This is a genomic window from Microbacterium sp. ABR10 (assembly GCF_057812175.1).
The window spans coordinates 448,485-462,320 of sequence record NZ_CM173821.1 but is presented as its reverse complement, the minus strand read 5'-3'; the positions used below and the strand labels follow the sequence as shown (position 1 = coordinate 462,320).

At 69.9% G+C, this 13,836-nt stretch carries 13 protein-coding genes; 4 read left to right on the top strand and 9 right to left on the bottom strand.

Features of this window, described 5'->3' with window-relative positions; genetic code table 11:
• Nucleotides 1-72 precede the first annotated feature (72 nt).
• The 9 genes from ACXKZF_RS02015 to ACXKZF_RS01975 form a co-directional block, all read right to left on the bottom strand.
• The gene (locus tag ACXKZF_RS02015; RefSeq protein WP_055959498.1) at nucleotides 73-558 is read right to left on the bottom strand and encodes a DUF3180 domain-containing protein; all 486 of its coding nucleotides are present in this window, start codon (nucleotides 556-558) and stop codon (nucleotides 73-75) included.
• Nucleotides 555-1,073, bottom strand: a complete 519-nt coding sequence (gene folK, locus ACXKZF_RS02010) for a 2-amino-4-hydroxy-6-hydroxymethyldihydropteridine diphosphokinase (RefSeq protein ID WP_488985251.1) — start codon at nucleotides 1,071-1,073, stop codon at nucleotides 555-557. Before folK ends, ACXKZF_RS02015 begins: the two co-directional genes overlap by 4 nt.
• Complete coding sequence (folB, locus tag ACXKZF_RS02005) at nucleotides 1,070-1,438, bottom strand: dihydroneopterin aldolase (RefSeq protein WP_488985250.1); 369 nt, start codon at nucleotides 1,436-1,438, stop codon at nucleotides 1,070-1,072. The genes folK and folB overlap by 4 nt, the downstream gene beginning before the upstream one ends.
• Nucleotides 1,438-2,229 (bottom strand): dihydropteroate synthase, encoded by a 792-nt coding sequence (folP, locus tag ACXKZF_RS02000; RefSeq protein ID WP_488985249.1) that lies wholly within the window; start codon nucleotides 2,227-2,229, stop codon nucleotides 1,438-1,440. The genes folB and folP overlap by 1 nt, the downstream gene beginning before the upstream one ends.
• Nucleotides 2,226-2,813 (bottom strand): GTP cyclohydrolase I, encoded by a 588-nt coding sequence (gene folE / locus ACXKZF_RS01995; RefSeq protein WP_243223431.1) that lies wholly within the window; start codon nucleotides 2,811-2,813, stop codon nucleotides 2,226-2,228. The genes folP and folE overlap by 4 nt, the downstream gene beginning before the upstream one ends.
• A 6-nt stretch (nucleotides 2,814-2,819) precedes the next feature.
• A complete protein-coding gene (gene ftsH / locus ACXKZF_RS01990; protein WP_055959508.1) occupies nucleotides 2,820-4,820 on the bottom strand; it encodes an ATP-dependent zinc metalloprotease FtsH in 2,001 nt (666 codons plus the stop codon).
• A 147-nt stretch (nucleotides 4,821-4,967) separates the two neighbouring features.
• The gene (gene hpt / locus ACXKZF_RS01985; RefSeq protein WP_055959510.1) at nucleotides 4,968-5,519 is read right to left on the bottom strand and encodes a hypoxanthine phosphoribosyltransferase; all 552 of its coding nucleotides are present in this window, start codon (nucleotides 5,517-5,519) and stop codon (nucleotides 4,968-4,970) included.
• A 9-nt stretch (nucleotides 5,520-5,528) separates the two neighbouring features.
• Nucleotides 5,529-7,190, bottom strand: a complete 1,662-nt coding sequence (locus ACXKZF_RS01980) for an FGGY family carbohydrate kinase (RefSeq protein ID WP_488985248.1) — start codon at nucleotides 7,188-7,190, stop codon at nucleotides 5,529-5,531.
• A gap of 11 nt (nucleotides 7,191-7,201) precedes the next feature.
• Complete coding sequence (locus ACXKZF_RS01975; protein WP_488985247.1) at nucleotides 7,202-8,845, bottom strand: glycerol-3-phosphate dehydrogenase/oxidase; 1,644 nt, start codon at nucleotides 8,843-8,845, stop codon at nucleotides 7,202-7,204.
• Nucleotides 8,846-9,052: 207 nt separating this feature from the next.
• Here ACXKZF_RS01975 and ACXKZF_RS01970 point away from each other — a divergent pair, with 207 nt between their 5' ends.
• From ACXKZF_RS01970 to ACXKZF_RS01955, 4 genes are all read left to right on the top strand, one after another.
• Nucleotides 9,053-10,057, top strand: coding sequence for a sugar-binding transcriptional regulator (locus ACXKZF_RS01970; RefSeq protein WP_488985246.1), 1,005 nt, complete (start codon nucleotides 9,053-9,055; stop codon nucleotides 10,055-10,057).
• A 64-nt stretch (nucleotides 10,058-10,121) separates the two neighbouring features.
• Nucleotides 10,122-11,114, top strand: a complete 993-nt coding sequence (locus tag ACXKZF_RS01965) for a substrate-binding domain-containing protein (protein WP_488985245.1) — start codon at nucleotides 10,122-10,124, stop codon at nucleotides 11,112-11,114.
• A gap of 54 nt (nucleotides 11,115-11,168) precedes the next feature.
• Entirely contained in the window at nucleotides 11,169-12,686 is a 1,518-nt protein-coding gene (locus ACXKZF_RS01960) for a sugar ABC transporter ATP-binding protein (RefSeq protein ID WP_488985244.1), read from the top strand.
• Nucleotides 12,687-12,703: 17 nt separating this feature from the next.
• Entirely contained in the window at nucleotides 12,704-13,753 is a 1,050-nt protein-coding gene (locus ACXKZF_RS01955; protein WP_488985243.1) for an ABC transporter permease, read from the top strand.
• The last annotated feature ends 83 nt before the right edge of the window (nucleotides 13,754-13,836 follow it).

Below are 13,836 nucleotides of genomic sequence, written 5' to 3'. Positions count from 1 at the left end.
AGCCGCGCACCCTCGACGGGCTCCGGCGGAGTCAGCCGCGTGCCCTCGTCGAGCGGAGGCCGCGCGGGCTCGTCAGGCCTGGACGGGTCCGGTCGGGGTGTTTCCGGGGGTGTCGTCATCGTCGTCCTTCCGGATGGTGCACAGCTGCTCGGCAACGAGTCCCGCGACGACGAGGACGACGGCGCACACGAGCGTCGCGACGATCGTTCCCATCGAGCCTAGCGACGGCGTCACGGGTCGGGTCGTCAGGAACACGATCAGACCGAGCGAGAATCCGAACGACACCGCCCCCAGCAACGACGAGGCCTTCGCCAGCATCGCGATGCGCAGAGCCTGGAAGGGATTGATGCGCCGAGTGCCACGACTCCGGGTCGCTCGCCACACCGGCACCGCCAGGACGACGATCACGGCACCGAGCAGCGCGAGGATCGTCGGCAGGCTCGCCGCCGGAGAGAACGTCGCGCGGCCCATCGCGGTCAGCATCGTGTCGAGGATGAAGCCGGCCGCCGCGCCGACGACGACGGCGACGGCGAGGATGCCGACACCCGTGCGTCTCATCGTCGGAGCCCTTCCAGCAAATCGGTGACGCGTCCGCGCCCGGGGATCTCGGCATCCGGATCCAGCTGCGCCCACGGCGCGAGCACGAACTCCCGCTCATGGGCCCGGGGGTGCGGCACGACGAGGTCGTCGCGGATGATTCTCTCGTCACCGTACGTGATGAGGTCGAGATCGAGCGTGCGATCCCCCCAACGTTCACGTCGCACGCGTCCATGTCGCGCCTCGATGCGGTGCAGTGACGCGAGCAGTTCGGCAGGGGCGAGGCGCGTCCGCAGGATGGCGACGGCGTTGAGGTAACGCGGCGCGTCTTCGTCCTCTCCGTCGAGGGTCACCGCGACGGTCTCGATCGGCTCCGACACCCGCACGTCGCTCGTCAGGGTCAGACGGCTCAACTCGTCAGCCGCGTCCGCCAACGTCTCCGCTCGCCGGCCGAGGTTGGCGCCCAGGGCGACGACCGCCGTGACCGGCGTCGAACGCGGCGCTTCGCCCATTCCGTGGGCCAGCCGCACGCTCACGATCGACCCCGTGTGATGGTCACGGCGACGTCGCCGAACGGCACGGGGATGGGCGCCTGCGGCTTGTGCACGGTGATGGTCACCCGATCGACGCGGTCATCGCGCAACACGTCGTCGGCGAGGCGCTGGGCGAGGGTCTCGAGCAGGTCGACGGGCTCGCCCGCGACGACGGCGACGAGCCGTTCGGCGAGCTCGCCGTAGTGCACGGTCTCGACCACGTCGTCGGTCTCGGCCGCACGCCGCAACGACAGGGCGAGCACCGCATCGACCACGAACTCCTGACCCTCGCGCTTCTCGTCGGCGTACACACCGTGGTGACCGAAGGCGCGCACCCCCGTCAGGGTGATGTGGTCGTCGGCATGCATCAGGCCTCCCAGGCGCGGGCGACGGCGAGGGCGTCGCGGGTGGTCGCGACATCGTGCACGCGCACGGCCCACGCGCCGGAGCGGGCGGCGAGGGCGCTGGTGACGGCGGTGGCGAGGTCGCGGCGAGCAAGATCGGCGTCGTCGCCCAGGGCGTCGGCGAGGAACCGCTTGCGGCTCGTCCCCACGAGCACGCGATACCCCAGCCCGCCGAGTTCGGGCAGTGCGCGCAGCGCCCTCCAATTCTGCTCCCCGCGCTTGCCGAACCCGATGCCGGGGTCGACGACGATGCGCGAGGGGTCGATCCCCGCGGCGACGGCGGCGGCCGCGCGAGCCTCGAGCTCGGTCGCCACCTCCCTCCCCACGTCGACGTACTCGGCGCGTGCGTACATCTCGCTCGACGGTCCACGCCAGTGGCCCAGGGCGATGTCGGCGCCGGTCTCGGCGACGGCGGCGAGCATGTCGGGGTCGGCGAGACCGCCCGAGACGTCGTTCACCAGCCGCGCACCGGCGTACACCGCGGCGACGGCGGTCGTCGCGTTCATCGTGTCGATGCTGACGGACACCCCCTCGGATGCCAGGGCCTCGACGACCGGCAGCACCCGCTGCTGCTCGACGCGGGGTGCCACCCGCTCGGCTCCGGGCCGTGTGGACTCGCCGCCGACGTCGAGCAGATCGGCGCCCTGCTCGCGGAGGAAGCGCGCGTGGGCGATGGCGACGTCGGGGTCAAGGTAACGGCCGCCGTCGCTGAAGGAGTCGGGGGTGACGTTGACGATCCCCATGACGAGGGTCACGCGCGCGCCCCGATGAGCGCGATGAGCTCGGCACGGGCGGCGGGCTCGGTGTACACGCCGCGTGCCGCGATCGTCACCGTGGAGGCATCCGGCTGGCGACCGCCGCGCATGGTGACGCACTCGTGCACGGCGTCGAGCACGACGAGCACCCCGCGGGCGTCGAGGGCCGCATCGATCGCGTCCGCGACCTGCTCACCGAGCCGCTCCTGCACCTGCGGGCGGGTGGCGAGGACGTCGATGACGCGCGGCAGCGCACCGAGCCCGACGACCTCCTCGCCGGGGAGGTAGGCCACGTGCGCGCGTCCGCGGAAGGGCAACAGGTGGTGCTCGCACATCGAGCGGAACGCGATGTCGCGCACCATGACGGCCCCGGAGGGCAGCGTGTCGGGCGCCGGTCCGCGCGACACCGAGATGGTGTGCTCGAGCGGCGCGCCGGCATCCTGGCCCACTCCCCCGAAGAACTCGGCCCAGGAGTCGGCGACGCGGGTCGGGGTCTGCCGGAGGCCGGGGCGATCGGGATCCTCCCCGATCGCCTCCAGCAGCTCGCGGACGAGCGCTGCCACCCGTTCTCGATCGACGGCCACGGCGCCTCAGGCGGTGGCCGGGCGCGTCTGTCCGCTCGGACGGGGCTGCGCCTGCGTCTGCGTCTGCGCCTCGGCCTCGGTGGATGCGGCGATTCCGGCCGTCTCGCGACGGGGGACGTTCACCGGCGGCTGGGTCGAGACCGGACGATCGCCCGACGACAGCCACTGCGGGCGCGGGGTGAGGCGCTTGACGTCGGTGAAGATCTCGGCGAGCTCGTTGTGATCGAGCGTCTCTTTCTCGAGCAGCGCCAGAGCGAGCCGGTCGAGCACCTCGCGGTTGTCGTTGATGACCTGATACGCCTCGTTGTGCGCCTGCTCGATCAGCGCGCGCACCTGGGCGTCGACGCGCTCGGCGATGCGCTCCGAGAAGTCACGGCCGTGTCCCATGTCGCGACCCATGAAGACCTCGCCCGAGGAGGAGCCGAGCTTCACCGGACCCACCTCGTTCGTCATGCCGTACTCGGTGACCATCTTGCGCGCGATGCTCGTGGCCTTCTCGATGTCGTTCGAGGCCCCGGTGGTGGGGTCGTGGAACACGATCTCTTCGGCGACACGGCCGCCCATGGCGTAGGTCAGCTGGTCCTGCAGCTCGTTGCGGGTGATGGAGTACTTGTCGTCGAGCGGCAGCACCATCGTGTAACCCAGCGCCTTGCCGCGCGGAAGGATCGTGACCTTCGTGACGGGGTCGGTGTGGTTCATCGCGGCCGCCGCGAGCGCGTGGCCGCCCTCGTGGTACGCCGTGATGAGCTTCTCTTTGTCCCTCATCACACGGGTGCGGCGCTGGGGCCCGGCGATGACGCGGTCGATGGCCTCGTCGAGGGCGCGGTTGTCGATGAGCTGCGCGTTCGAGCGTGCGGTCAACAGCGCCGCCTCGTTGAGGACGTTGGCGAGATCGGCACCGGTGAAGCCGGGGGTCTTGCGAGCGACGACCTCGAGGTCGACGGAGTCGGACAGGGGCTTGCCGCGGCCGTGCACCTCGAGGATGCGCTGGCGGCCCTTCAGGTCAGGGGCGTCGACGCCGATCTGGCGGTCGAAGCGGCCCGGGCGCAGCAGGGCGGGGTCGAGGATGTCGGGGCGGTTCGTCGCCGCGATCACGATGACGTTGACCTTGGGGTCGAAGCCGTCCATCTCGACGAGCATCTGGTTCAGCGTCTGCTCGCGCTCGTCGTGGCCGCCGCCCATGCCGGCGCCGCGGTGGCGACCGACGGCATCGATCTCGTCGATGAAGATGATGGCCGGGGAGCTCTCTTTGGCCTGGTTGAACAGGTCGCGCACGCGGCTCGCGCCGACACCGACGAACATCTCGACGAAGTCCGAACCCGAAATGGAGTAGAAGGGCACGCCCGCCTCACCGGCGACCGCACGGGCCAGCAGGGTCTTTCCGGTTCCGGGAGGGCCGTACAGCAGCACGCCCTTCGGGATGCGGGCACCGACCTCTTCGAACTTCTTGGGGTCCTTGAGGAATTCTTTGATCTCTTCGAGCTCTTCGATGGCCTCATCGGAACCCGCGACGTCTTGGAAGGTGACGGTCGGCGTCTCTTTGGTCACGAGCTTCGCCCGCGACTTGCCGAACTGCATGACCTTGCTACCGCCGCCCTGGGCGCTGGAGAGCAGCCACCAGAAGAGCAGGCCGAGGAGCACGAGCGGGAGCATCAGCCCGAGGAAGCCGTCGAACCAGCTGGGGCGGGGCACTTCGTCGTTGAAGCCGTCGGAGGGCGCGGCGGCGTCGATGGCGTTCGCCACCTCGGCGGCGCGGGCCTGGCCGAAGTAGAACTGCACGCTGTCAGCACCCTCGAAGGGCTCGGACAGCGTCAGATCGACGCGCTGATCAGGATCGTTCGTCACCACTTTGGTCACGGTGTTGCCCTGGAGCAGCTCCAGACCCTCTTTGGTCGACACCTGACGGGCGCCCGTGAGGTTGGAGATGAGGGAGAAACCGATGATCAGAAGCAGAACGACCAACAGAACGTAGATGATCGGATTGCGCGTGATCTTCTTCAAATTCATGGTGGGCGAGCCCAGCCCTTTCGTGATCCTCCGCAGAAATGCGGTCGCATCAGGGTAACGTGCGCCGACTATGCCGGGCCTGTGCGTTCGTTTCAGGCGTACAGGGCACGGATGCCGCGGCATCCCCGCCTCTGAGAGACGCTCTCGTCAGGAGTAGACGTGGGGCGCGAGCACCGCGACGTCGCGGAGGTTGCGGTAGCGCTCGGCGTAATCGAGCCCGTAGCCGATGACGAAGTCGTTGGGGATGTCGAAGCCCACGTACCGGCAGTCGACCTCGACCTTCATGGCATCCGGCTTGCGCAACAGCGCGAGCACCTCCACCGACTCGGCGCCGCGCGAGGCGAAGTTCTCGAGCAGCCAGCTGAGGGTGAGACCCGAGTCGATGATGTCTTCGACGATCAGCACGTGCTTGCCGGTGATGTCGGTGTCGAGGTCTTTGCGGATCTGCACCACGCCGCTGGAACGGGTGCTCGCGCCGTACGACGACACCGCCATCCAGTCCATCGTGATGTGAACGGGCAGGTGCCGCGCGAAGTCGGCCATGACCATGACGGCGCCCTTGAGGACGCCCACGAGCACCACCTCGCGGCCCTCGTAATCGGTCACCACCTGCGTCGCCAGTTCGGCGAGCTTCTCGTGGATCTGCTCCTCGGTGAGGAGGACTTCGCTGATGTCGTCGGAGATGTCGGCCGCGCGCATCCGTCGAGTCTACGCAGCCGAGAAGGCGGCCTCGCCGGGGACGGGGGCCGGAACGGCGACGGGCGGCGTTCGGGGCGGGGCGGCAGGCGCCGCGACACCGGTCGTGACCGCGGATGGAGGGGTCGCCGCCGCTTCGCTCCGCGGCGAGGCCGAGACGTACCCTCCCGTCCGACGGGGCGGGAGGCTGCGCACCGAGGCGACGGCATCCATCCACCCCTGATAGCGCTCCTCGCGTTCGTCGTGCGGCATCCGGGGCTCGAAGACGCGCTCGAGGTGCCATCGATCGACGATTTCGTCGCGTCGCCACAGACCTGCGGCGGAGCCGGCCAGGTGCCCGATCCCGAGCGCGGTCCGCTCCAATCCCTTCGGACGTGCCACCGGGATGCCGAGGATGTCGGCCTGGAACTGGCACAGCAGGTTGTTGCGCGTCGCCCCGCCGTCGACTTTGAGCAGCGGGATCGACACGCCGTTGCGACGCAGGTTGTCGACGTTGTCGCGGGTTTGGAATGCCATGGCCTCGAGACCGGCGCGGACGACGTGCGCCGCCGTGGATTCCAGGGTCAGGCCGACGATCCCGCCGCGGGCGTTACGGTCCCAGTGCGGGTCGAACAGCCCCGCGAAGGCGGGGACCAAGTAGACGCCACCGCTGTCGGGCACGCTCTCGGCCAGGCGCTCGCTCGCCGCGGCGCCCGGGAGGATGCCGAGACGGTCGCGGAGCCATTGGATGGTCTGGCCACTGTGGAAGACGACGCCCTCGGCCTCGTAGGTGAGGGTGTCGCCGAACTGCCACGCGACGCTGCTGCACATGCCCGGCAGCGTCCGGGGCGCCCCGCCGACGTTGACGGTGAGCACACCCGCGGTTCCGAAAGTGTTCTTGGCGCCGCCGGCCTCGAGGCAGGCTTCGCCGAAGAGCCCCGCCTGCTGATCGCCGAGAACGGCGAGGATGGGGATCGTGCGCCCCTCGGCGCCGGGGATGACCCCCGGGGCGACGTCTCCGAACCATCCTGCCGACGGCACGATCTCGGGCAGCAGGCTCGTCGGGATGTCGAGGATGTCGCAGAACTCCTCGTCCCAGGCCGCGCGCTCCAGCGACATGAGCCCCGTGCGCGACGCGGCGCCCGGCTCGGTGCGGTGAACCGCGCCTCCCGTGAGGTTCCACAGCAGCCACGTCTCGGGCGTGCCGATCGCCAGCTCGCCGCGATCCGCCCGTTCGCGCACGCCGTCGACGTTGCGCAACAGCCACGCGACCTTGGCGGCGGAGAAGAAGGAGTCGTTGCGCACGCCCGTGCGAGTGCGGAATTCGCCGTCGAGTCCGCGAGCCGACCACTCCTGCACGATGCCGTCGGTCTGTTTGGACATCCACATGATCGCGTTGTAGACCGGACGACCGGTCCGCCGGTCCCACATGACGATCGTCTCGCGGTGCGAGGTGACCCCCACCGCGACGATCTCGGAGGCGTCGATCCGGGCGCGGGCGAGGGCGGCGATGATCGCCGAGCGCGGCGCCTCCCACAGGTCGAGGGGGTCGAGCTCGACCCACCCCTCGTGCGGGAAGGACGCCTCGATGCCCGCCGACGCCTCCCCGACGATCGTGCCCTGGGAGTCGAGGAGAACGGCGCGGGCGCTGCTCGAGCCCTCGTCGAGGGCCAGCACGTATCCGGAGGACGTCATGCTGCGGCTCCTCACGCGGGCTGCGCGGTGCGCGCCGGCACCCGCAGGTGGTCGAGCCAGCGTCGGTAGCCGGCGATCTCGGCATCCCGTCGGTCGGCGTCCCAGCCCCCGAGGCCGGCGAGGATGTCGGCGGCGCGCTCGACGCCACGGATGCCGTGGGTCGGTTCGAACGCGAGCAGCAGCCGCCGGGCGAACACGTCGGTGATCGTCTCGGCGAACTCGTGACGCATCGCGAACACCAACTCGGCCGCGATCGCGGGCGACTCGGGGTCGAAGCGCTCAGCGAGCTCGGGGCGTTCGCGCACGAGGTCGAGCACCCGCTCGGCGCGCGTGCCGTAGAGGTCCCACAGCCGTTCGGCGGTGTCGCGGCGCACCAGGGTCGTCGACAGGACGCTCGCCTCGAAATCCACCATGTCGGCCGTCCGAGCGCCCGGGAACGGCTGGAACTTGCTCACCGGGTGTTTCAGGCCCGCGCCGAGGATCTTGACGGCCTTGTCGACGGCGTCCTCGGCGAGCTGGCGGTACGTGGTGAGCTTTCCGCCGACGATGGAGAGCAGACCGGGGTAGCCGTCCTTGACGTGGTCGCGCACGATGTGACTGCGCGGCACCTTCCACTCGGGGATGTCGGGTGCGTAGGGCAGGGGGCGCACGCCGCTGTAGGTGTACAGGACGTCGTCGACGGTGAGGTCGGCCTCGGGCACGAGGGCGTTGGTCTCGGTGAGCAGGTAGTCGATCTCGTCGGACTCGGCGCGGGCCTCGTCGGGGTCGAGCTCGAACTTCGTGTCGGTGCAGCCGATGAGGTAGCGCCCCATCCACGGGATGACCAGCACGAGGCGACCGTCGGTCTGCGACTCGTAGTAGACGACGTCATCGGGTGCGCCGGGGAACGCGTCGACGATGATGTGGCTCCCCTTCGCGCCGCCGATGAGACGCGGCGAGGGGACGGAGGGAAGGGTGGATGCCGCCGACTCACCGCGCAGGACGGCATCCACCCAGGGCCCTCCGGCGTTGATCGTGAGTGTGGCGGAGATGTCGCGGATGGTGCCGTCGGCGTGGCGCACGCGCACGCCGGTGACCTCTTTGCCGGTGCCCAGCACCCCGACCGCGCGGGTGTGGAGGAACAGCCGCGCACCGGCGTCGACGGCCGCGACGGCGAGTTCGACGCACAGGCGCTCGGCGTACTCGACCTGTCCGTCGGTGAACAGCGCGGCGCCGCTGAGGCCCTCGCGCGACATACCGGTGAAGCGGCGTCGGACGGCCGTGGTCGAGAGGATGCGGTGCCACGAGACCGACTTGTCGACCGAGAGCACGTCGTAGGCGAGCATTCCGAGTCGGATCATCCATGACGGGCGCGTGTTGCGGGCGTAGAACGGCATGATCAGGCGCACGGGCTTGACCAGATGCGGGGCCACTTTGAACAGCAGTTCGCGTTCGCGCAGCGATTCGCGCACGAGGCGCACGTCGCCGCGTTCGAGGTAGCGCAGGCCGCCGTGGACGAGTCGTCCCGACCACGCGGAGACCCCCGCGCAGACGTCCTCCTGCTCGACGAGCGCGACGGAGAGTCCGCGCTCGGCGGCGTCTCGGGCGATGCCGAGACCGTTGATGCCGGCGCCGATCACGACGATGTCGAAGGTGGGCTGGTCGACGTTCTCCACGTGTGTCTCCCTTGACCGTGGTGTGCTCTGAATATTCAGTCGCACATTGAATGTGATTCCATTATCGTAGCGCGCAGCCGTCGACACGGGAAGCGGGTATCGGGCTTCGGGACCCGAGAACGCCGATTCTGACAGACCGCGGACAGGACGGGAACGACCCGTCGGCCCGCGCGAGCGCAGTGACGGACAGAACGGGAGAGGTCTCTCATGCCATCCACGATCAAGGACACCGGCTCCATCCGCGCGATGACGAAGGTTGCGCATCTCTACTACCGGCGCGGCCTCGTGCAGACCGAGATCGCGGAGGAGCTGGGCCTGTCGCAGGCGGGAGTGTCGCGCCTGCTGACGGCGGCGAGCGAGCAGGGGATCGCCCGAACGGTGGTCGTCCCGCCGTCGGGCTTCCACAACGACCTCGAGCAGGAGGTCGAGGAGAAGTTCGGTCTGCGTGAGGTGCACATCGTCGAGACGGGGGCGAGCGCCGGCGACGACCTCGTGCCTGCGCTCGCGCGCGCGCTCGTGCCGGTGTTGCAATTGGCACCCATCGACGGCCGCACCATCGGACTGACGTCGTGGTCGCGTGCGCTCCAAGCCGCCGTCGACGCGCTCCCCGACCTGCCCCGCGCCAACGCCGGGCACATCGTCGAGTTGCTCGGCGATGTGGGGCGACCGTCACTCCAGCACCGCGCCGCCCTGACGACCGAGCGGTTCGCCCATGCCACCGGAGGCGACCCGGTGTTCCTCCGCGCGCCGGGCGTCGTCTCGACGCGTCAGATGCGTGCCGCTCTGCTGGAAGGCGACCCCCATGCACGCCGCGCGCTGCGGGCGATGGACGACCTCGACCTGGCCCTCGTGGGCATCGGAGAGGTGCGCGCGTCGGAGCCGCTCACCGCGGGCGAGAACTTCTTCACCGACGCGCAATTCGCGTCGGCCCGCGCCCAGGGAGCCGTCGGCGAGATCGGCCTGCGGTTCCTGGATGCCGCCGGCGAACCCGTGGCCGTCGAGCTCGGGGAACTCGTGCTGGGAATGGAGCTGTCGCAGCTGCGCCGCGCGAAGCGGCGCATCGCCGTCGCAGGTGGGCGCCGCAAACACGCGGCGGTGCTCGCGGCCGTGCGCGGAGGATGGATCGACGTCCTGATCACAGACGACACGACCGCGCGGCACCTGGTCGCCCGCGGACCGAACGGGGTTGACACCCACCCGCGGCATTCTTAGCATCAGGTTGCATCACCATTCAGTACCGGAATATTGATTTGCACTCGTTTCAAAGGGGAAACACATGCACAGCTCCCGCATCCGCCGCGCGTCCGTCCTCCTTCTCGCGGGGGTCGTCGCAACCCTCGGACTCGCCGGCTGCAGCACCACCGACGCCGGCGGCGCTCCGACCGGGTCCAAGACCATCGGCGTCTCGATCGCCGACCAGAAGTCGCTGTTCTACATCGCCGCGGCCGACGGCATGAAGGCCGCCGCCGAGGAAGCGGGGTACACCCTCGTCCTCGAGTCGGCCGACAACGACGCCACCCGTCAGGTCAATCAGGTGCAGAACCTGCTGACCCAGCAGGTGGGCGTGCTCATCTACACCCCGCAGGACGCCACGGCCGCCGGCGCCGGCGTACGCCTGGCGAACGACGCGGGCGTCCCGGTCGTCGCCCTCGACCAGAAGCCCGAGACCGACGACGTCGAGATCTCCACCTTCATCGCCACCGACAGCGTCAAGGCCGCCTACGACGTGTGCACCTGGATGTTCGAGCAGATGGGTGGGGAGGGAGACATCGCGGTGCTCCAGGGTCCCCTCGGCGCCACCGCCGAGCTGCAGCGCACCGAGGGCTGCAAGAAGGCGCTCGCCGAGAACCCCGGCATCAACGCCGTGCAGTGGGAGAGCGCCGGGTGGGACGAGACCCAGGCCTTCGACACCACGCAGAACATCCTCACCGCCCACCCCGAGCTGAAGGCCGTGTTCGGTGAGAGCGACGCGATGGCCCTCGGCGCGGCGAAGGCCGCCCAGCAGGCCGGGCGCACGGGCATGGTCTTCGCGGGCATCGACGGCTTCCCGACGATGTTCACCGCGATCACCGACGGACTGACCCAGGCCACGATGGCGCAGCAGCCCTACATGATGGGCAAGCTCGCCGTCGAGAACGCCATCCAGCTGCTCGAGGGTGGAGCCGACCTGCCTCAGGACCAGTACCAGGACGCGGTGCTCGTCACCGGCGACAACGTCGCCGAGAACGACCCCACCAAGTTCTACGGCCCCGACGCCGCCCGTAACTGACCACGCCGAGGGGCGGTGCGGCCGCGGCTGCACCGCCCGACCGGAGGGAACACCATGGCCGCATCACCCCGCACCGGCGCAGGCCTCGTCTGCACCGGTCTCACCAAGCAGTACGGCGGCGTCACCGTCGTCAACGACATCGACATCGCCCTCGTCCCGGGTCGCGTCGTCGGCCTCGTCGGCGAGAACGGAGCCGGCAAGTCCACCACGTCGGGCATGATCGCCGGTCTCGTCCAGCCCGACCGCGGCTCCATGACGATCGACGGCGACCCGTACGAACCGCGCTCGCCCGGCGACGCGCTCAAGGCCGGCGTGGTGCTCATCCACCAGGAGATCCGCATGGTGCGCGAGCTCACGGTGGCCGAGAACATCTTCATCGGACGCCTGCCGATGCGCGGCGGACGCGTGGACCGCGCCCGCATGAACGAAGAGGCCGCCGACGTGCTCGGGCGCCTCGGCTCGCGCGTGGATCCGCGCCAGCGCATCGACGAGCTGTCGATCGCCGCCCAGCAGGAGATCGAGATCGCCCGGGCGCTCAGCCGGAAGCCGCGATTCGTCATCTTCGATGAGCCCTCCGCCTCGCTCGGCAAGAGCGAGACGGCCCGCGTGTTCGACCAGATCGAGGCACTCAAGGCCGGCGGCGCCGGCATCGTCTACATCTCCCACCGCATAGAGGAGATCACCCGGCTCTCGGATGCCATCGTGTGCTTGCGCGACGGACACCTCGCCGCCCGATGGGACACCGGCGACGTCTCGCGGGAGGCGATCGTGCGCGCCATGGTCGGCCGCGACTTCACCTACGGACACGGCACGCCGCCCGAGGCGGGCAACCGCACGGTCATCGAGGTGTCGGGGCTCGGCCGCAGCGGCGCCTTCGAAGGCATCGACTTCGCGGTGCGCGCGGGCGAGATCTTCGGCGTCGCGGGGCTCGTGGGCGCCGGCCGTACCGAGGTCGTACGCACGCTCGCCGGCGCCGATCGCGCGACCGAGGGGCGCATCGTCGTCGACGGCGAGGACACCGTCATCCGTTCTCCGCAGGACGCGATCCGCGCCGGGATCGCGATGGTCCCCGAGGACCGCAAGTCGCAGGGTCTCCTCTTGAGCCGCGACAGCATGGACAACATGACCCTGCCCTGGCAGCGTCACCTGTCTCGCCGGGGCATCGTCACCCGCTCCGCGCTGGCGGCGACCTACCGCCGCTTCCGCGAGGAGCTCGACATCCGCGGGCAGGCCGACGTGGCCGTCGCCCACCTCTCCGGCGGCAACCAGCAGAAGGTGCTGCTCGCCAAGTGGCTCGTGCACAAGCCGAAGGTCTTGATCCTCGACGAGCCCACGCGCGGCGTCGACGTCGGCGCCAAGATGACGATCTACGCCGCCATCCGGCGGCTCGCCGAGGACGGCGTCGCCGTCATCGTCGTCTCCTCCGAGCTCGAAGAGGTGCTCGGACTCTCCCACCGCGTCCTGGTCATGGCCGAGGGGCGCCCCCAGGGCATCCTCGACCGGACCGACGCCACCCCCGAGGCCGTCATGCGCCTCGCCCTTCCGCAGCACGCGGACGCCACGCACATCTGACCCGAGGAGCAGAGACGATGACCGTTTCCGACCCGTCCACCACCGCCGCGGGATCGACCGCGGCCAGCCCCGCCACCATTGCCGCGCGCACCGTACCGGTGGGCCCCCGTGAGCCCGGCGCCTGGAAGAAGTGGGCGGGGCGCGTCCCCGGCCCGCTCGTGGGGCTGGTCGTCATCTTCGTGCTGCTGTCGATCCTGTCGCCGTACTTCTTGACGTCACGCAACCTGTTGAACATCGTCACGCAGATCTCCGCGGTGGGGATCATGTCGGTCGGCGCACTGATGGTCATCATCATCGGCGGCATCGACCTGTCGGTGGGCGCGACCCTCGCCCTCAGCTCGATGGTGATGGGGTATCTCTTCTCCTACTCCGGGATGCCGTTCGAGCTCGCCCTCGTGCTGGGCCTGGCCGTGGGCGCTCTGATCGGCCTGCTCAACGGCATCCTGGTCACCGTCGGCAGGCTGCAGCCGTTCATCGCGACCCTGGCGACGATGTCTGCGGCGACGGGACTGGCGGTGTTCATCACCGGCGGCAACACCGTCAACGGCTTCCCCGAGTGGTTCGTCTCGCTCACGCGCCTGAGCATCGCCGGCATCCCGGTGCAGGGCCTGATCCTGCTCGCGGTCTTCCTGCTCGCCGCCTTCTGGCTGCGTCTGCGGCCCGGCGGACGCGCACTTTACGCGATCGGCGGCAACGAGGAGGTCGCCCGCCTCTCCGGCATCCCGGTACGACGTACCAAATTGGTCGTGTACACGCTCGCGGGCCTGCTCGCCGCCCTCGGTGGACTGCTCGTCACCTCGCGCCTGGACTCGGCGCAGCCCACGGCCGGCGCAGCCGACCTGTTGAACGTCATCGCCGTCGTCGTCATCGGCGGCGCCAGTCTCGCCGGCGGCACCGGGTCGCTGCTCGGGACCTTCGTCGGTCTGCTCATCATCGGCGTGCTCAACAACGGCCTCTCGCTGCTCGGAGTGTCCCCCAACCTGCAGCCCGTCGTGCTCGGCGCGGTGATCGTCGCCGCGGTGCTCACGGACCGTCAGGCGCGCAAAGCGCAATCGGGCGAACGCTGATCGGGCCCCAATGACGACGATCACGAGCGGGGCGGCGATCACGCCGCCCCGCTCCCGCGTGTCCGCCCCGCACCGGCGGCCTG